The sequence below is a fragment of the Leisingera sp. M527 genome (genome assembly GCF_025141525.1).
GTDB lineage: Bacteria > Pseudomonadota > Alphaproteobacteria > Rhodobacterales > Rhodobacteraceae > Leisingera.
The window spans coordinates 3,482,897-3,501,546 of record NZ_CP081037.1; the positions used below are offsets into that span (position 1 = coordinate 3,482,897).

The window sequence follows — 18,650 nt, forward strand, 5'->3', positions numbered from 1 at the left end:
ATTCACCCGGCCAGCGCCGCAGCGATCCGCGCAGCCAGTTTGCGGGCGACGTCATCCTTGCCCATGCGCGGCCACTCCTCGGCGCCGTCATCAGAGATCAGGACCACTGCGTTTTCGCTGCCGCCCATGATGCCGGTTGCGGGAGAGACATCATTTGCAACGATCCAGTCGCACCCCTTGCGCTTGCGCTTGGCGGTGGCGTTTTCCACCACGTCGTTGGTCTCGGCGGCAAATCCAACCACCAGCTTGGGACGGCCCTTTGCCATCCGTGCAACTGTTTTCAGAATGTCGGGGTTTTCTGCGAATTCCAGCACCGGCAGCCCGTCCTTAGACTTCTTCAACTTGCGGTCCGAGGCGCTGGCCACCCGCCAGTCCGCCACCGCCGCGGCAAAGACCCCGGCATCAACAGGCAGTGCCGCTTGCACAGCCGCCTCCATTTCGCGCGCAGTTTCCACCGGCACAATCTGCACGCCCTCAGGCGGGCGCACCGCTGCCGGGCCCGTGATAAACACCACTTCGGCGCCAGAATCGCGCAGAGCACGGGCCACCGCTGCCCCTTGCGCCCCGGAGGAGCGGTTGGCGATGTAACGCACCGGATCAATCGGCTCATGCGTCGGGCCAGAGGTCACCAGGATGCGTCTGCCCTTCAAAGGTCCATCCGCAAGCCGGGCGGTGATGGCAGCCAGAATCTCATCCGGTTCCGCCATCCGGCCCGGCCCGAATTCGCCGCAGGCCATGCTGCCGTCATTGGGGCCAACGAAGGAGACGCCGTCCGCTTTCAGGGTTTCGAGATTGCGCTGTGTTGCCGGATGCTCCCACATCCGCACATTCATGGCAGGCGCCAGCAGCACCGGGGTGTCAGTGGCCAGCAGCAGGGTCGAGGCAAGATCATTGGCGTGGCCCTGCGCCATCTTGGCCATCAGATCCGCCGTGGCCGGCGCCGCCACCAGGAGGTCGGCGCTGCGCGACAGCTGGATGTGGCCCATCTCGGCCTCGGACGTCAGATCGAACAGCTCCTGATGCACGGGGGTTCCGGCGAGTGCCGAGACCGACAGGGGCGTTACAAATTCCGCGCCGGACCTGGTCAGAACCGGGGTCACCCGCGCGCCTTTGTCCTGCAAGCGGCGGATCAGCTCCAGCGACTTATAGGCCGCGATGCCGCCGCTGATTATCAGGAGAATATGTCTGCCAGCCAGCATTTGTCCGCCCTTGTCCCGTTTCCCGCGACCTTACTGCGCTGCGGCGAAAGTGTGAAACGGTTTTCCCAGCGGAAGGCGGCCTAAGCCAATGCAAAGGCTCCCGCCCCCGCGCGGCACGGGCCCGCGGCCCCCGCCCCTGGCGGTGTTGGGCCGGGCGCCGTGCTACGCACGGCGCGGTACCGTTTCCAATCAGACCGGCCCTGTGCTGTACAGAGACTTTCAGCCGCCAATTTGGAAGGCCAGGCAGGGATCCGGGCGGCTGACAGCAGCAGCGTTCAGCACCAGATCGAACACCCCATTGATCCCGCCCTCCTCGGACTGGCCCAGGCTGCGGATCTGCACCCCCGGACGGGCCTTGGTCAAGTAGACAGCCAGCCCGCGGTCGGTGCGGGCATGGCCATTGCCGGTGATCACAGCCACTGGGCCGCCGGTTTCCGCAAGTGCCCTATCCGCGGCCTCTGCCAGGGCGGCGTCCCGCAGGCGTTGAAAGTCCACCAGGACAGGCAGCATCTCAACCGGCATCGCATTACAGTGATTCGCCTGCTGATCCGCCTCGCGCGCGGCCTGCTCTGCCTCCGGCAACGGCTGATTAAGACCAAAGCGGGCCGCGTCTTCAGCCCCGAAATAGGCAGCCACGCCGATTTCCAATGCCTCTGCAGCCTTTGCCCGCGGCACCTGTGCGCCATACTGGCGGGCATTGGCAGCCGCTGCGAACACCGGCGCGTAAAGGCTGAAGTCCGGCCAGCCGGAATTCAGCCAATCCAGTTGCCGGGCCGTCAGCTGTGCATTCGCCAGCGTTTCAGGATTCAGTGCCGCTGCCTGCTCTGGAGTGATCATCTCCCAGACCACCGCCTTGGGCTGCAGCTTTGCCAGCAGAATTGCCTGCTGCTGGTGATGCACTGGATTATCATGCACCTCGCCGAGAATCACAACATCGGCGCCGCTTAGCAGCCTGGCTGCCGCAGGCAAGTCATCCGCCCGGGCGCCGGACAGGCTAAGCGCCGCCAGACAGGCGGCGCTTAGCATTACTTTCAGAAAATTAATCTGCTTTCTCATGAAAGCAGTCTGTGCACCTCGCGCGACTGGCCTTCAAGGCATTTACGCATTTTCTGGAACGCCCCGGCCTCCAGCTGGCGGACCCGTTCCTTGGACAGCCCCAGTTCGGTGCCCAGGCTTTCCAGAGTGCGCGGGCGTTCGCGCAGCTTGCGTTCCGTGATGATAAAGCGTTCACGGTCATTCAGCGCCTGCAGCGCCCCCACCAGCCATTTGCGCAGCTGGCGGCGGTCGTGCCGTTCTTGAACCAGCTCATCCGCCTGTGACGTGTCATCTTCCAGAGCGTCGATCCATTCGCGGCCCTCTTCATCGGTGGACTGCACCGCGTTGAGCGAAAAATCGGCACCGGACAGGCGCCCCTCCATCATCTCAACATCGCGCAGCGGCACCCCGATTTCAGTGGCAATCTTCTGATGCAGCTGATGCCGGTCCAGCCGCGCGCCGGACGCACGCGCCTCGCGCTCTAGCTGTGCCTGCACCCGGCGCATGTTGAAAAACAGCGATTTCTGCGACGAGGTGGAGCCAGTGCGCACCATCGACCAGTTGCGCATGACGTAGTCCTGGATCGACGCCTTGATCCACCAGACCGCATAGGTCGAGAAGCGCACCCCCCGGTCAGGGTCGAATTTATCGGCGGCCTTCATAAGGCCCAGCCCGGCCTCCTGTATCAGATCGTTCATCGGCGCCCCGTACCGCTTGAATTTGGACGCCATGGAAATCGCCAGACGCATATAGGCGTTGATGAGCCGGTGCAGCGACTTCACATCGCGGTCATCGCGCCACGCGTAGGCCAGACGCCGTTCGGTTTCGGCGTCCAGAAGTTCTGCCTTCATTGCCTGCCGCGGCAATGGGTTTTCGATTGTGGAATCTAGTGCCATTTTATTTCCCCCCGGAAACTAATTAACAAACTACCGACGCCTGGGGACGCGCATGGAACAAAGTTGAGCCCGGGTCTTCTGCAGGCCGGCAGTATCAGTGCACTGGATACGACTCTTGGCACATCCACGGGCCAAAAATGGAAAAGCAAAATGGTTTTTTGGCCCCTGTGCAGACTTTCCCGGCCTTAATAAGTGGAACCCCGGGATACTGCGGTCTCTTGTCTTAACCGGGCCCTGCGTTTACCCACAGGAACGGCTTCGTTCTTACAGGTTAGCAAAAAATGCCTGCAAATGTAACTTTTATTCTGGGCGGGGCGGCCTCTGGAAAGTCGGCCTTTGCCGAACAGCTCTGCATAAACACTGAAAAAGACAGGGTTTACTGGGCAACTGCACAAATTTTTGACAGTGAAATGCGCGAAAAAGTGTCTCGCCACCTCAAACAAAGAGGGCAAGGCTGGACCACTGTTGAGGAACCAGAAACAGCCAGCCGGGTTCTGGATGCGCTGACTGCCGGGCAAATCTGCCTGATGGACTGTGCAACCATGTGGCTGACCAACCATCTGCTGGCCGGACATGATTTGGCGTTTGCACAAGAGGACCTGCTGGCCGCAATCGGCCGCTGCCGCGCGGACCTGGTGATCGTCTCCAACGAAACCGGTCTTGGCATCGTGCCTGAGAACAAGCTGGCCCGCCGCTTCCGCGAAGCGCAGGGACGGCTCAATATCGCACTGGCAGCGCGTGCAGAGACTGTTGTGCAAGTGACCGCCGGGCTGCCGCTGGTGCTGAAGGGGGCGTTATGACAAGCCGGCTGTTCCTGGTGCGGCACGGGCCGACACACGCAAAATGCATGGTGGGCTGGTCAGATCTGCCCGCTGACCTGTCTGACACCGCCGCGCTGAAACGCCTGTCCGATTACCTGCCGGCGAACGCGCTGATCGTGTCGTCCGACCTGTTGCGCGCAGTGGAGACCGCCAGCGCGATCCAAGGCAGCCGTCAGCGCCTGCCCCATATCGAAGCGCTGCGCGAGATCCATTTCGGCGCCTGGGAGCTGAGAACCTGGGCCGAGGTGGACGCCGAGGACCCGGACCGGATCCGGGACTATTGGGAGGCGCCGGGTGATGTAACACCGCCGGGCGGCGAGAGCTGGAATCAGGTCTGCAACCGGGTGGACGCAGCTGTTGACGGGCTGATCACCGCGAATCAGGGCTGCAACTTGATCGTCGTGGGGCATTTCGGCCAAATCCTGACCCAGATACAGCGGGCGGCATTACTGACATCAGAAGAGGCTTTCAGCCACCGGATCGACAACCTGTCGGTAAGTGAAATCGTTCTGGGACCTGAGGGCTGGCAGACAGGTGCAATCAATCACCGCCCGTGATGAACCCTATCATAAACATTCCATTTCTAAATTGAATGCAGCGCGCTAGCCTTTGCGCATGGCTTATGAAATCTATATCGGCGACCGCATGTTCTCCAGCTGGTCATTGCGCGGCTGGCTCATGCTCGAAAAATTTTCCCTTCCCCATACGGTGCATCTGGTGGGGCTGTACTCAGGAACCATGGCGCAAGAGATGGCGCATCTAGCCCCGGCACGGCTGGTGCCCGCGCTGCGCACGCCTGAGGGCACGGTTGTTGGCGAAAGCCTGGCGATAGCCGAGACGCTGGCCGAACAGAACCCGGACGCCGGGCTTTGGCCCGCGGACCCGGCACAGCGTGCCGCTGCGCGCTGGCTGGCGGCAGAAATGGTTGCGGGCTTTAACGCGCTGCGCAGTGAATGCCCGATGCAGCTGGCACATATCTACGAAGGGTTTGAGACTTCTGGCGCGGTTAAGGCGGATCTGGACCGGATCGAAACGCTGTTTGCCCATGCGCGCCAAGTGTCCGGCCAGTCAGCGGGCTGTCTGTTCGCAGAGTATTCGCTGGCGGATGCGTTCTATACCCCGGTTGCCGCACGCATCATCGGTTACGGACTGCCGGTTTCTGCCGCCACGCGCGCCTATTGCAAGCTGCTGCTGTCCGACCCGGCAGTACTGCGCTGGCAAGAGCAGGCGCATGAGGTCAGCTATGACCCGGAGCCTTATGCGCGGGATCTGCCCCGGCGGCCCTGGTCACTGGACTGAACCGGCGGCCAGCGCGAATTCTGCGTGAATTCGCCGGGCGGCACCGCTGGCGTTAATACTTCGGAAACCACGATCACCAAGCATTTCTCCCTGAACCAGAAGGGGCGGGGAGAAATGACGGCACGGTCGTACACAGTTGCCTTTCAAGGGGTTGAGGCCCGGTTGGTCGAGGTGCAATGCGCAGTTGCCCCCGGCCTGCCAGCGTTCTCAGTGGTCGGATTGCCGGACAAAGCCGTCTCCGAGGCCCGCGAGCGGGTGCGGGCGGCCTTTGCTTCGATGTCGATCGCCCTGCCCTCCCGCCGGATCACCATAAACCTGTCACCCGCAGATCTGCCTAAGGAAGGCAGTCATTTCGACCTGCCGATTGCGCTGGCCCTGCTGGCGGCAATCGGCATCATCCCAGCGGAAAAGGCCGAGGAAACCATAGCCCTGGGCGAGTTGTCGCTGGACGGCCAGCTGATGCCTGTCGCGGGCGCCCTGCCCGCAGCCGTCACCGCGGCAGAAGAAGGGCGCATGCTGCTCTGCCCGGAACTGTCCGGTCCCGAAGCCGCCTGGGTCGATGCTGCACAGGTGATCGGTGCGGCTACACTGACCGAGGTGATCCAGCATTTCACCGGCCAGCGGCGTATCGAGCCGTCCATGCCCGGAGAAGCCCTCAGCGGGCTTGGCGGCAAGGACCTGCGCGACGTCAAAGGCCAGGAACAGGCCAAACGCGCGCTGGAGATTGCTGCCGCCGGACGCCACCACATGCTGATGATCGGCCCGCCCGGATCCGGCAAATCGATGCTGGCGGCACGGCTGCCCTCGATCCTGCCGCCGCTTTCACCGCCTGAGGCACTGGAAACCTCGATGATCCATTCCTTGTGCGGGCTGATTGATGCGGGCGGCATCAGCCGCGCCCGCCCTTTCCGCGAACCGCATCACACTGCCTCCATGGCGGCAATTGCCGGTGGCGGGCGGCGGGCGCAGCCAGGGGAAATCAGCCTGGCGCACAATGGCGTGCTGTTTCTGGATGAACTGCCGGAATTCGGCCGCCCGGTGCTGGAAACCCTGCGCCAGCCGCTTGAATCCGGAGAGGTGATGGTTGCGCGCGCCAATGCCCATGTGAAGTACCCCAGCCGTTTTATGCTGATCGCTGCGGCCAACCCCTGCAAATGCGGATATCTGGCTGATGCCAACCGCGCCTGTTCGCGGGCACCATTGTGCGGTGCGGATTATCTGGGGCGCATTTCCGGGCCCCTGCTGGACCGGTTCGACCTGCATCTGGACGTGCCGCCGGTGGATGTGTCCGACCTGGAGTTACCGCCCTGCGCCGAAGGCTCGGCACAGGTGGCGCAAAGGGTCGCGGTTGCCCGGGAAACGCAGACAGAACGGTTCCGCGGCCATCCCGGCCTGCGCCAGAACGCGGATGCCGAAGGCGCTGTGCTGGAAGATATTGCAGCGCCGGATGCCGAAAGCCGTGATCTTTTGCTGCGGGCCGCCGAACGTTTTGGCCTCAGCGCCCGCGGCTACCACCGGATTCTGCGCGTTGCCCGCACCATTGCCGATCTGGCCTGCGAAGACCGGGTGCAACGCCGGCATTTCGCCGAAGCGCTGAGCTTCAGGCTGCCCTCAGCCCGCTGAGCCGCCGTCGAAGGCGGATGTGGCGAAGGCCGCAGCTTCGTCCAGTGCTGCCTGCCCCTCGGGCAGCTGACCCGCCATAAATTGCCAGACATGCGGCACATCGCGCCACAGGCTGAGCCGCACAGCGCCGCCTGCCTGCTCCAGACGCTGCACCATACGCTGCGCATCTGACAGCAACACCTCGGTATCCCCGGCTTGAATCAGCACCGGCGGCGGGTTTGGGAAGTCAGCGAACAACGGAGAGGCGCGGGCATCCGCAGGGTCTGCACCCGCGAGATACTGATCAACGGCTTCCTTCATCCGCCCTGCCGGGATGATCACATCCCTGGAGCGATTGACCTCAATACTTGCCCCGCTCAGCGTCAGATCGCACCAGGGGGAAAAGGCCACAAGGCCGGCGGGGCGTTCCCCTTCCCCCAGCAGCGCGGCGAGCAAAGCCAACGCCAGCCCGCCGCCGGCACTGTCGCCTGCCAGCAGGATATCGGCAGCGGCATAGCCCGACCGGCGCAGATGCTGCCAGGCTGCCAGGGCATCTTCAAACGCAGCCGGAAAAGGCGCATCCTGCAGCAGCCGGTAATCGGGCACCGCAATTTCCAGCCCCGTGGCCAGGGACAGGCGGGACAGCATCCCCTGATAGGCACGGGCGCTGCCTGCCAGATAGGCGCCGCCATGCAGGAACAGAATGATCTGCTTGCGGCGCGTCCGGCCAACTGAAATCAGGTTCAGCGGCACCGGCGCGGGCCGCGGCAGCAGCCGGGTAAAGGGCAGCGCCGGATACAGACGCGGCGCCATGATCTCAAACACCTGCCGCGCCAGCTCCGGGCTGCTGGTATGCTGCAGCACCGGCTTCATGCCATAGCGCATCCACGCGTTCAGGGCCCGGCGCTGCCAGCTCATCAGCTGATCTTGGCTTCGATCGCCTGCCAGATCTTTTCGGCGATGTTCACACCGTCAAAGCGCTCCAGCTCCTGAATTCCGGTCGGCGACGTCACGTTGATTTCGGTCAGGTAGTCGCCGATCACATCGATGCCGACAAAGACCTGCCCCTTTTCGCGCAGCAGCGGGCCGATGGCGGCGCAAATCTCCAGATCGCGCTCGCTCAGCCCGATCTTCTCGGGGCGTCCGCCCACATGCATGTTCGAGCGAGTTTCCCCTGCCGCTGGCACCCGGTTGATGGCGCCGACAGGTTCGCCGTCCACCAGAATCACCCGCTTGTCGCCGTTGCTGACGTCGGGCAGGAACTTCTGCACGATCAGCGGCTCGCGGCTGAAGCCGGTGAACAGCTCATGCAGCGAAGTCAGGTTGCGGTCATTGGCATCCAGCCGGAACACGCCGGCACCGCCGTTGCCATAGAGCGGTTTCAGGATCACATCGCCATGCTTTTCCTTGAACGCCTTGATGGTCTGCAGATCGCGGGCAATGGCGGTCGGCGGCGTCAGCTCCGGGAAATTCAGCACCAGCAGCTTCTCCGGGTAATTGCGCACCCAGAACGGATCATTCACCACCAGCGCCTGGCCCTTCAGCATGTCCAGCAAATGGGTCGAGGTGATGTAATGCATGTCAAACGGCGGGTCCTGGCGCAGCCAGATCACATCAAACTCCGCCAGATCCGCCTCGCGCTCCGGGCCAAGCACCGCCGGAGCATCTGCCACCCGCTGCACGGTCATGTCATGGCCACGAGCGGTGATGCGGCCCTCCTGATAGGCCAGCTGATCGGGGGCGTAGTAGAACAGATCGTGCCCGCGCGCCTGTGCCTCTTCGGCCAGGCGGAAGCTGCTGTCCGCGTTGATGTCCACGCCCATGACCGGGTCCATCTGAAAGGCGATTTTCATGGCAGTATCCCTTGTAAACTGGCCAGATACATGGCCCACCGCGCCCCGGGGTTCAATGGGGCGGCAGCGGATCAGTCCAGGCCGATGGCGTTTTCGATGATCTCAACCGCGCCGGTGCCGTCCACCAGTGCGGCGTCGAACCGGGCAGGTGTCAGCTGTCCTTGCGGCTCGTTTTCCAGATATTGCCCGGCGCTGGCATAGATGCGCTCCACTTGCCGCGGCGTAATCCGCAGGGCCGCAGCGGCACTGGTAGAGCTGTGCTTCACTTCCACAAACACCAGTTCCTCGGGGCCGCGCAGGATCAGGTCGATCTCACCGCCCGGCCCGCGCCAGCGGCGTTCCGCAACGGTGTAGCCGCGGTTTTCATAATGGCGCGCAACAATCTCTTCCGCCGCCTCTCCCGCCAGATGGGCGCGGGCACCACGATACTGCCGGGTGCGGGACACGGCCTAATTTTCCTTCGCCAGTTGCAACGCCAGCTGATAGATCTTGCGGCGCGGCAGCCCGTGCATTTCGGCAACAATGCCGGCGGCATCCTTGACCGAATTATCCTTTAAAGCTGCCTGCAGGTCGTTTTCCAGATCGCCCTCGCTCACCTCCGCTTCCTGCGCGCGGTCCACCAGCAGCACGATCTCGCCCTTGACCGGGCGTTCCTCCAGCCCTGCAGCCAGATCAGCCAGCGGCGCGCGGCGCACTTCTTCGAATTTCTTGGTCAGCTCCCGGCACATTGCAGCAGGACGGTTGCCCAGCACCGCCGCCATATCCGCCACCGAGGCCGCAACACGTTTCGGGGATTCATAGAAGATCAGCGTGCCGGGGATCTCCCGCAGCTCTTCCAGCCGTTTACGCCGGGCACCCGACGCATTGGGCAGAAAGCCGGCAAAGAAGAACGCATCCGTGGGCAGCCCGGCCAGCGTCAGCGCCGTGGCCGCCGCCGAGGCGCCTGGCGCGCAGGTGACGGTATGGCCTGCCTCTGCCGCCGCCCGGCTGAGGTCAAAGCCAGGATCGGCAATCAGCGGCATTCCGGCCTCGGAGGCATAGGCAACCGATTTGCCCTCCGCCACCGCCTCCAGCAGTTTGGCACGCGCAGCGGCACCGCTGTGGTCGTGGTAAGCAATGATCCGCCGTCCGCCCAGGGGCACACCGTGAATCTCCATCAGCTTGCGCAGTGAGCGTGTATCCTCAGCCGCAAGCACATCCGCCGAGGCCAGCACATCCAGCGCACGCAGGGTAATGTCGCGGGCCGTGCCAATGGGCGTGGCAACAAAGTAAAGCCCTGGGGCCAATATGACATTCTGGTGATTCAACGCTGGACCCGCCTTTTTGGTCGTTTATGATCCGCCCTTAAACCCACACGGCGCAGCGCGCCGGGAGAACGGAGTTTCAAGTCCATTATGTTTGCTGTTTTCAAACGCGCCCGCAAGGCGGCACTGACAGCTGCCGCGGCAGTTTCCGCCATTGCCCTGACTGCCTGTGACCCGGTTTCTCTTGGCAGCGGCCCGACAATCAACACCTCCAAGCCGGTGCCGGTGGCGCTGCTGGTGCCGCGCGGCTCAGCGCAGCAGGGCGACAGCGTGCTGGCGCAAAGCCTGGAAAACGCGGCCCGCATGGCGATTGCCGACCTGCAAGGCGTGCAGATCGATCTGCGGGTCTATGACACGGCAGGCAGCCCCGAAGTGGCCTCGGGTGCGGCGCAGCAGGCGCTGAAGGACGGCGCCCGTATCATTCTAGGCCCGGTATACGCCGAAGCCGCCAATGCGGCGGGCATCGCGGCACGGCAGCGCGGCGTCAACGTGCTGGCCTTCTCGAACAACCCTGCGATTGCCGGCGGCAATGTCTTTATCCTGGGGCCGACGTTTGACAATACTGCCCGCAGGCTGACCGGTTTTGCATCCCGCAACGGCAAACGGAACATTCTGATTGTCGGCGGCAACGATGCTGCCGGGGTTGCCGGGCGCACCGCCATTCAGCGCGCCGCAAGCCAGACCGGTGCCAATATCGCTGGCAGTGTCGGTTATGAACTGTCCCAGCAGGGCGTAATCAACGCCATTCCTGCCATCCGCAATGAATCGCGCCAAGCGGATGCGGTGTTCCTGACCTCGACCACAGCCGGCGCGCTGCCGCTGCTGGCGCAACTGCTGCCCGAAGCCGGTGTGGACCCGGCAGAAAAGCAGTATATCGGCCTGACCCGCTGGGATATTCCGGCCCAGACCCTGGCCCTGCCCGGCGTGCAGGGCGGCTGGTTTGCGATGCCCGACCAGGGCAAGGTGCAGCAATTCAGCGCCCGCTACCAGGCAAGCTATGGCGGATCGCCGCATTCGATCGGCAGCCTGGCCTATGACGGGATTGCCGCAATCGGCGCGCTGGTGGCTGCTGGAAAATCCGACGCTCTGACCGGCGCGGCGCTGACCCAAGGGGCCGGTTTCCAGGGGGCCGGCGGCATCTTCCGGCTGTTGCCTGACGGCACCAACGACCGCGGCCTGGCGGTTGCCACCATCCAAGAACAGAAGGTCGTGATCATTGACCCTGCCCCAAGCAGCTTCACCGGTGCCGGGTTCTGAACCCGCTGCCGGCCCCGCGCAGCCCGCCGCCAACGGCTTTCCCGAACCTCAAGGTCCGCTGATCTGCGATCCTGCGGACATCTTTGATGCCGCAGCGGTCCGGGCCCGGATCATCGCCTTGGCAGAAGACGACACTCCTGCGGCCCTGCGCGCGGAATCGGTGAAGATTCTGAAGGAAGCAAACAAGGCCGGACGCGCAGCGATCGCCGAAGCCTTCGCCGCAGCCCCCTTTGCGGCGCGGGACTTGACCCGCTCTTACACCTTCCTGACCGACGGTCTGGTGACCACGGCGCTGTATGTCGCGGGCGAATTGCTTCATCCGCTGGCCAACCCGACCCGCGGCGAACGCATCGCGGTTATCGCGGTTGGCGGCTATGGCCGGGGCGAAATGGCCCCTGCCTCGGATGTCGATCTGCTGTTTTTGACACCCTACAAGATCACCGCCTGGGCCGAGAGCGTGATTGAATCCATGCTCTATATCCTGTGGGACTTGCGGCTGAAGGTCGGCCATTCAAGCCGTACCATCAAGGACTGCATCCGGCTGGGCGGCGAGGATTACACCATCCGCACCGCAATGCTGGAGCAGCGTTTCCTGGCCGGCCACGCGCCGCTGGCAAAGGAGCTGGAAAAGCGGCTGAAGGCCGAGCTGTTTTCCCAGGACGCGCCGGACTTCATCGAGGCGAAACTGGCCGAGCGCGACGCCCGCCATCTGAAGCAGGGCCAGCGGTACATGGTTGAGCCTAACGTGAAAGAGGGCAAAGGGGGCTTGCGCGACCTGCAATCGCTGTTCTGGATTGCAAAGTATTTGTACCAGGTGCAGGACGCCGAAGATCTGGTGCCGCTGGGCTTGTTCCGCCCGGCAGAGCTGGAGCGGTTTGCCAAGGCCGCCACGTTCCTCTGGGCGGTGCGCGCGCATCTGCACCTTGCCACCGGCCGCGCCACTGAGCAGCTGACATTTGACCTGCAGGTCGAAGTTGCCAGCCGCATGGGGTACCAGGACAAGGCCGGACGCCGCGGCGTGGAAATCTTCATGCAGGAGTATTTCCGCCATGCCACACGGGTCGGCGACCTGACCCGGATTTTCCTGACCAAACTGGAAGCCAGTCAGCAAAAAGGCGCGCCGCTGCTGGAACGCATCTTCCGCCGCCGCCCGCGAATCAAGCCCGGCTACAAGGTGGTGCACAACCGGCTGGATGTGCTGGACCCGGAAGCCTTTCTGGCAGACCGGGTGAACCTGCTGCGGATTTTCGAAGAAGCCCTGCGCACCGGCATGCTGATCCATCCAGACGCCATGCGGCTGGTCACCGCCAATCTGCGGCTGATTGATGACGGCATGCGCAACGACAAAGAAGCCCGGCGCATCTTTCTGGACCTTTTGCTGAAACACGGCAATTCCGAACGCGCGCTGCGGCGGATGAACGAACTTGGCGTGCTGTCGGCCTTCCTGCCCGAGTTTGAGCCGATCGTGGCGATGATGCAGTTCAACATGTATCACTCCTATACGGTGGACGAGCATACCATTCAGGTGATCTCCAACTTTGCCGCCATCGAACGCGGCGAGCTGGAGGATGAGCTGCCGCTGTCCTCCTCGATCCTCCGCAAGGGGCTGAACCGCAAGGTGCTGATGGTCGCCATGCTGCTGCATGACATCGGCAAGGGGCGCGAACAGGATCATTCGATCCTTGGTGCGCAGATCGCCCGCAAGGTGGCGCCGCGGCTGGGGCTGAAACCCTCCGAATGCGAGACCGTGGAATGGCTGGTGCGCTATCACCTGCTGATGTCCGACATGGCGCAGAAACGCGACATTGCCGACCCGCGCACGGTGCGTGACTTCGCCAAGGCGGTGCAAACGGTCAAACGGCTGGACCTGCTGCTGCTGCTGACTGTTTGCGATATCCGCGGCGTTGGTCCGAACACCTGGAACAACTGGAAAGCCGCCCTGCTGCGGGCGCTTTACGGCCAGACCCGTGCAGCGCTTGAAGGCGGCATGGAGGCGCTGAACCGCGAACACCGCGGTGCGTCGGCCAAAAAAGCCCTGCGCGAGGCGTTGCAGGATTGGTCCAAAGCCGACCTCAAAACCGAAACCGCCCGGCACTATCCGCCCTATTGGCACGGGCTGCACATTACCGCACATGTGGATTTCGCCGAGATGCTGCGCGACTATATCGCCAAGGGCGACGCGGGCGAGGTGATGATACGGCTCTATCCGGACGTCGACCGTGACGCGACCCGCGCTTGTTTCGTGATGGAAGACCACCCCGGCATCTTTGCCCGCATTGCCGGCGCGCTGGCGCTGGTCGGGGCCAATGTGGTGGATGCGCGCTCCTATACGACCAAGGACGGCTATGTGACCGACGCCTTCTGGATCCAGGACAGCGAAGGCCACCCTTTCGACCCGATCCGCCTGCACCGGCTTAAGCAGATGATTGAAAAGACCCTGAAGGGCGAGGTGATCACCCGCGACGCGCTGAAATCCCGTGACAAGATCAAGAAACGGGAGCGCGCCTTCAAGGTCCCGACCCATATCACCTTTGATAACGACGGTTCGGAAATCTACACCATCATCGAGGTCGACACCCGCGACCGGCCCGGTCTGCTCTATGATCTGGCCCGGGCGCTGGCGGCCGCCAATGTCTATATTGCTAACGCAGTCATCGCGACCTATGGCGAGCAGGTGGTGGACGCCTTTTATGTCAAAGACATGTTCGGCCTGAAATACTATGCAGAATCCAAACAGCGGACTCTGGAGAAGAAACTGCGCGAGGCCATCACTGCAGGCGCAAAACGGGCGGATGTATGAAACCGATCAAACTGCTTTCGGGCTTCCTGACCGTTGGGTTCTGGACGCTGGCCAGCCGCGTGCTGGGGTTCGCCCGCGAGATCCTGATTGCCGCCTTCATTGGCCCCGGTCCGGTGCTGGATGCCTTTATCGTGGCCTTCCGCCTGCCCAACATGTTCCGCCGCTTCTTTGCCGAAGGCGCTTTTAACGCCGCCTTTGTGCCGGCCTTTTCCAAGCGGTATGAGGCCGGAGAGGACGCCAGAACTTATGCCCAGCAGGCCTTCAACCTGCTTGCTGCTGCGGTGCTGGCGCTGGTTGGGCTCGGCATGGTGTTCATGCCGGGGCTGGTCTGGCTGACGGCCGGCGGTTTTGTCGGCGATGCGCGGTTTGATATGGCGGTGGGATACGGTTATGTCGTCTTTCCCTACATCCTGTTCATGTCGCTGGCCGCATTGTTTTCCGGGGTTCTGAACGCCACCGGCCGCTTTGCCGCCGCCGCCGCCGCACCGGTGCTCCTCAACATTTTTGCCTGTGCAGCGATGACAGCCGGCGCTCTCATGGGCGGCGATGTTGTCCTGTGGCTGGTCTGGACCATCCCGGTGGCAGGCGTCGCGCAGCTGGCGCTTGTCTGGGTCGCCGCCGCCCGTGCTGGTATAACCTTGCGGCCCGGTCTGCCCCGTTGGAACACCGAAATGCGCAGCCTGATGCGTGTTGCAGTGCCCGCCGCACTGGCCATGGGAGTCACCCAGATCAATCTGGTGGTCGGGCAATATGTGGCCTCGGACATCGAAAAGGCGGCCAGCTGGCTGTTCATCGCCGACCGGCTGTATCAACTGCCCCTGGGCGTTGTCGGCATCGCCGTCGGCATCGTGCTGCTGCCTGCCCTGTCGCGCCGCCTGCGGGCCGGGGACAGCGCCGGGTCTCAGGACGCCCTGTCCCGCGCCGGGGAATTCTCGCTGCTGCTGGCCGTGCCCTCTGCCGTCGCCTTCATCACCGTGCCGCTGCCGCTGGTCTCGGTTCTCTATGAACGCGGCGCAACCGGACCTGAGGATGTGGCCGCCATCGCCATCGCCGTCGCCATCTATGGCGCAGGCCTGCCGGCCTTCATGCTTCAAAAGGTCCTGCAGCCGCTCTACTTCGCGCGTGAGAACACCAAAACCCCCTTTCGCTACGCGCTGGTTGCGATGGCTGTCAACGCCGCGCTGGCCTTTGGCCTGAAGCCGGTACTGGGCTGGATCGCCCCTGCCATCGCCGCCTCCGCTGCCGGCTGGGTGATGGTGGCACTACTGGCACTCGGCGCCCGCGGCATGGGGGAAGAGGCCCGGTTCGACGCCCGCTTCCGCACCCGCGCCTGGCGAATCCTGGCAGCCTCTGCTGCGATGGGGGCAGTGCTCTATGCTGTTGCTTCGGCGGCGGGCTGGCTGTTCACGCTGGATTACTGGCGCTACCTGTCCCTGCTAGGCCTGGTGGTGCTGGGCGGCGTGGTCTACTTCGCCGCAGGCCAAGCGATTGGCGCCTTCCGTCTGTCGGAGTTCCGCACCGCCCTCAGCCGCCGGAAACAGGCCTGACCCCCGCGCGCCTTCAGGCCGGCCCCGGATCAACGGCGGCGTAGCCGCCGCGCCGCACGCGCGGTTCACACTTGAGGCAGGGCTGGCCACTCCTGCAATTGAAATGGCGCCATCAGGGCAAACCTGCCCCTGATGCACTTCTCAACAGACCTTCCGCCGCGCGCCAGCGCGGCCCGGCCCAACGGCTGGAAATGCCCTGTCAGGGGCTTTGACAGCAGACGGGAGCCCCCGGCGTCAATCGTGCCGGATGCGGTTCCTAATCCTGGCCCAGCCGCCCGGCGCCAGGAAGAACGACAGACCGAAGCCGGTGGCAAAGCCTGCCAGATCCGCAACCCAGTCCTTCTGACCGCCAAACAACAGCCCGAACAGCAGCTGCGCCCCCATCAGAAAGGCAATCAGCGAGAACGCCCGGCTTTGCTGCGCCCCGACCAAAGCCAGCGAGCGCCACAACAGGAAGGTAAAGGCCCCGATCAGCCCGTAAACCGCCGGAAAGCCGCCGATCAAAGGCTGGCCGCCGCTGACCAGCAGCGCATAGCCCAGTGCGCCGCCGGCACCGGACAGCACAAAGATGATCACCATCGCCAGATCGCCCATCACCTCGCCCACCATCTTGCCCATCGCCAGCACAAAGACGCAGACAAACAGCGCATGGGTAAAGGCGCCATGCACAAAGATGTAAGAGACAAAACGCTTCAGATGCTCCGGCAGCCAGCGGCCGCTTTCCTGCATCCACCAGAAGATCTCGCTGGAAAACGCATAGGATTGGACTGCCTCCAGCCGCCAGCCGATGGCCTCAGGCCCGCCAAGGATTCCGCGGGCGCCAAGCGAGAACACCGCTTCGATGCCGATGATGATCAGCACTATCGCAACGACGGCTGCAGGCAGCGGGTTGACGGGTGCGGTGTTATGCGGGCTGCTCATTGAGTCTCCTTGCAGTGCAGAACCCTCCGCACCTGTTGACCTATCCAAGCCCCATGGGTAAGCCACCGGGGTTGCTATTTCCAGACGGGAGTTACGCCTAGATGAGCGAAACCACATTCACCCCGCGCGTCTTTTCGGGGATTCAGCCCTCCGGCAACCTGCACCTGGGCAATTACCTTGGTGCCCTGAAGCGGTTCGTCGACTGGCAGGCCAAGGATGTGGAGTCCATCTATTGCATGGTGGACCTGCATGCGATCACCGTCTGGCAGGATCCCAAGGACCTGATGAAATCCACCCGCGAGCTGTGCGCAGGCTTCATCGCCGCCGGCCTGGACCCGGAGAAATCCATCCTGATCAATCAGTCCCAGGTGCCCGAGCATGCGCAGCTGGCGTGGATATTCAACTGCGTTGCCCGCATGGGCTGGATGCAGCGGATGACCCAGTTCAAGGACAAGGCCGGCAAGAACGCACAGAATGCCTCGCTGGGCCTGTTTGCCTATCCGGCGCTGATGGCCGCGGATATTCTGACCTATCACGCCACCCATGTGCCGGTGGGCGAGGATCAGAAACAGCATCTGGAACTGACCCGCGACATCGCCGCCAAGTTCAACCATGACTATGGCGTCGATTTCTTCCCGATGACCGAACCGGTGATCGAGGGCGCCGCCACCCGCGTGATGAGCTTTCGCGACGGCTCCAAGAAGATGTCCAAGTCGGACCCGTCGGATGCCAGCCGCATCAACATGACCGATGATGCCGACACCATCGCCAAGAAGATCCGCAAGGCCAAGACCGATCCCGAAGGGCTGCCGTCCGAGGCCAAAGGCCTGGAAGAGCGCCCCGAGGCGCGCAATCTGGTCAACATCTATGCGGCGCTGAACGAACAAAGCGTCGATCAGGTGCTGGCCGATGTCGGCGGCAAGCAGTTCTCGGAGTTCAAGCCGATGCTGGCGGATCTGGCGGTGTCGAAGCTGGCGCCGATCTCGACCGAGATGGCGCGGCTGATGGGGGAACAGGACGAGATCGACCGTATCCTGACCCGCGGATCCGAGCGCGCGCGCGAAATCACCGCGCCGATCCTGCGCAAAACCTATGAGATTGTCGGCATGGTGCCGCCGGTCCAGATCTGACAAAACCGGTTACGCCACAGGCCCTCCGCAAGGCTAGTGGCGTAACCTTTGCTGCCCCTGCGAGCGCCTATTCCATGTCCGGGGACGGCCGGCGGCGGGAGATCAGCCCGTACTTCAGCGCAAAAGACCGCAGTGAAAATCTTCGGCCAAAGGATTTCAGCCGCGGGCGGCCCGCTTGGCGGTCGAATTCGTGGTTGTCGATCACCCGCTCGGCGCAGCCGCAGCCCTCGCCCAGTCCGACCTTCTTGTAGTAGAACTTTTCGAAACTCTCAGGGTTTGCCATGCCGCCCTCCTATTGGGGAGGAAGCTTAGCGCGAAGCGGCGCAAACGCAAAAGAAACTGTGCCGCCTGTTTGGTTCAGGCATTTGTTCAAGCCCGCAAAGGTGTCAAAGCCCTTTGACGCCATTCAAAACCAGATCTGCCGCCAGCCGCGCATAGTCGTCGCGCGCCTTGGAACCGGCGCCGGAATTCCACATGTAGTACCAGTTCAGCATGCCGAAAACCGACATGGTGGCGCCGCGCAGCTTGGCAGAATCGCCCGCAAACACCCCGGGTGCCACCGCCGCCAGCGCGTCGCTGACAAACTGCACCATTTCACGCTGATAGGCGCGCAGCAGCTTCTGCTGATCCTCGGGCAGCGCCCCCATGGCGCTGATCTGCACCTGATGCTCATGGTCGGCGCCCTGATAGGCCAGCATGATTTCCGACACGATACGGCGCAGCCGGTCCTCGGGGCCAAGCCCCTCCAGCTCCGCCCCGCAGACCCGGTCGCGCAACTCGCAAAGATAGGTATCAAGAAGGCCGAACAGCACGGCATCCTTGCTGTCATAGTAGTGATAAATATTCGCCTTGGAGATCCCGCATTCGCGCGCCAGCTGGGTCATCGACGCCCGGTCATAGCCTGCCTCCGCAAACACTTTGGCTGCGGATTTCAGGATCTGCACGCGTTTCTGATCATGGTCTTTTGCGATGGTGCGGGCCAAAAC

General features: G+C 63.3%; 18 protein-coding genes. 8 read left to right on the plus strand and 10 right to left on the minus strand.

Annotated features, from left to right (window positions below; all coding sequences use genetic code 11):
- Positions 1-2 precede the first annotated feature (2 nt).
- From coaBC to K3555_RS17250, 3 genes are all read right to left on the minus strand, one after another.
- Positions 3-1,199, minus strand: coding sequence for a bifunctional phosphopantothenoylcysteine decarboxylase/phosphopantothenate--cysteine ligase CoaBC (coaBC, locus tag K3555_RS17240; protein ID WP_260006405.1), 1,197 nt, complete (start codon positions 1,197-1,199; stop codon positions 3-5).
- Positions 1,200-1,418: 219 nt separating this feature from the next.
- Positions 1,419-2,255: a ChaN family lipoprotein gene (locus K3555_RS17245; protein WP_260006406.1), complete on the minus strand. Its 837-nt coding sequence runs from the start codon at positions 2,253-2,255 to the stop codon at positions 1,419-1,421.
- Entirely contained in the window at positions 2,252-3,130 is an 879-nt protein-coding gene (locus K3555_RS17250) for an RNA polymerase factor sigma-32 (RefSeq protein ID WP_129369519.1), read from the minus strand. Before K3555_RS17250 ends, K3555_RS17245 begins: the two co-directional genes overlap by 4 nt.
- Before the next feature lie 281 nt (positions 3,131-3,411).
- Between K3555_RS17250 and cobU the strand changes: the two genes are divergently transcribed.
- The 4 genes from cobU to K3555_RS17270 all read left to right on the plus strand — a co-directional run bounded on the left by cobU (position 3,412) and on the right by K3555_RS17270 (position 6,873).
- A complete protein-coding gene (gene cobU, locus K3555_RS17255; RefSeq protein ID WP_259997015.1) occupies positions 3,412-3,930 on the plus strand; it encodes a bifunctional adenosylcobinamide kinase/adenosylcobinamide-phosphate guanylyltransferase in 519 nt (172 codons plus the stop codon).
- The gene (locus K3555_RS17260) at positions 3,927-4,508 is read left to right on the plus strand and encodes a histidine phosphatase family protein (RefSeq protein ID WP_260006407.1); all 582 of its coding nucleotides are present in this window, start codon (positions 3,927-3,929) and stop codon (positions 4,506-4,508) included. The genes cobU and K3555_RS17260 overlap by 4 nt, the downstream gene beginning before the upstream one ends.
- A gap of 58 nt (positions 4,509-4,566) precedes the next feature.
- The gene (locus K3555_RS17265; protein ID WP_260006408.1) at positions 4,567-5,250 is read left to right on the plus strand and encodes a glutathione S-transferase; all 684 of its coding nucleotides are present in this window, start codon (positions 4,567-4,569) and stop codon (positions 5,248-5,250) included.
- A gap of 114 nt (positions 5,251-5,364) precedes the next feature.
- Positions 5,365-6,873 carry a YifB family Mg chelatase-like AAA ATPase gene (locus K3555_RS17270; RefSeq protein WP_260006409.1) on the plus strand — a complete coding sequence of 503 codons (1,509 nt, stop codon included), beginning with the start codon at positions 5,365-5,367 and terminating at the stop codon, positions 6,871-6,873.
- Here K3555_RS17270 and K3555_RS17275 read toward each other — a convergent pair.
- The 4 genes from K3555_RS17275 to rsmI form a co-directional block, all read right to left on the minus strand.
- Positions 6,862-7,770 carry an alpha/beta hydrolase gene (locus tag K3555_RS17275; protein WP_259996995.1) on the minus strand — a complete coding sequence of 303 codons (909 nt, stop codon included), beginning with the start codon at positions 7,768-7,770 and terminating at the stop codon, positions 6,862-6,864. The two genes, K3555_RS17270 and K3555_RS17275, sit on opposite strands and share 12 nt — an antisense overlap.
- Positions 7,770-8,705 carry a glutathione synthase gene (gene gshB / locus K3555_RS17280; RefSeq protein ID WP_260006410.1) on the minus strand — a complete coding sequence of 312 codons (936 nt, stop codon included), beginning with the start codon at positions 8,703-8,705 and terminating at the stop codon, positions 7,770-7,772. The genes K3555_RS17275 and gshB overlap by 1 nt, the downstream gene beginning before the upstream one ends.
- A 71-nt stretch (positions 8,706-8,776) precedes the next feature.
- Entirely contained in the window at positions 8,777-9,151 is a 375-nt protein-coding gene (locus K3555_RS17285) for a YraN family protein (protein ID WP_260006411.1), read from the minus strand.
- A gap of 3 nt (positions 9,152-9,154) precedes the next feature.
- On the minus strand, positions 9,155-10,012 hold the full coding sequence (rsmI, locus tag K3555_RS17290; RefSeq protein WP_260006412.1) for a 16S rRNA (cytidine(1402)-2'-O)-methyltransferase: 858 nt from the start codon (positions 10,010-10,012) through the stop codon (positions 9,155-9,157).
- An 87-nt stretch (positions 10,013-10,099) separates the two neighbouring features.
- On the opposite strand from rsmI, the gene K3555_RS17295 reads away from it, so the two are divergent.
- The 3 genes from K3555_RS17295 to murJ are packed head-to-tail and all read left to right on the plus strand — an operon-like array spanning position 10,100 to position 15,613.
- Positions 10,100-11,266, plus strand: a complete 1,167-nt coding sequence (locus tag K3555_RS17295; protein ID WP_260006413.1) for a penicillin-binding protein activator — start codon at positions 10,100-10,102, stop codon at positions 11,264-11,266.
- On the plus strand, positions 11,226-14,066 hold the full coding sequence (locus K3555_RS17300) for a [protein-PII] uridylyltransferase (RefSeq protein ID WP_260006414.1): 2,841 nt from the start codon (positions 11,226-11,228) through the stop codon (positions 14,064-14,066). Before K3555_RS17295 ends, K3555_RS17300 begins: the two co-directional genes overlap by 41 nt.
- On the plus strand, positions 14,063-15,613 hold the full coding sequence (gene murJ / locus K3555_RS17305; RefSeq protein WP_260006415.1) for a murein biosynthesis integral membrane protein MurJ: 1,551 nt from the start codon (positions 14,063-14,065) through the stop codon (positions 15,611-15,613). The genes K3555_RS17300 and murJ overlap by 4 nt, the downstream gene beginning before the upstream one ends.
- 234 nt (positions 15,614-15,847) lie before the next feature.
- Here the strand turns inward: murJ and K3555_RS17310 are convergent, their stop codons facing one another.
- Complete coding sequence (locus tag K3555_RS17310; protein WP_259996962.1) at positions 15,848-16,534, minus strand: rhomboid family intramembrane serine protease; 687 nt, start codon at positions 16,532-16,534, stop codon at positions 15,848-15,850.
- Positions 16,535-16,635: 101 nt separating this feature from the next.
- Here K3555_RS17310 and trpS point away from each other — a divergent pair, with 101 nt between their 5' ends.
- Entirely contained in the window at positions 16,636-17,664 is a 1,029-nt protein-coding gene (trpS, locus tag K3555_RS17315; RefSeq protein WP_260006416.1) for a tryptophan--tRNA ligase, read from the plus strand.
- 67 nt (positions 17,665-17,731) lie between these two features.
- Here the strand turns inward: trpS and K3555_RS17320 are convergent, their stop codons facing one another.
- Complete coding sequence (locus K3555_RS17320) at positions 17,732-17,947, minus strand: hypothetical protein (RefSeq protein ID WP_259987649.1); 216 nt, start codon at positions 17,945-17,947, stop codon at positions 17,732-17,734.
- 103 nt (positions 17,948-18,050) lie between these two features.
- On the minus strand, positions 18,051-18,647 hold the full coding sequence (locus K3555_RS17325) for a TetR/AcrR family transcriptional regulator (protein ID WP_260006417.1): 597 nt from the start codon (positions 18,645-18,647) through the stop codon (positions 18,051-18,053).
- Positions 18,648-18,650: the final 3 nt, after the last annotated feature.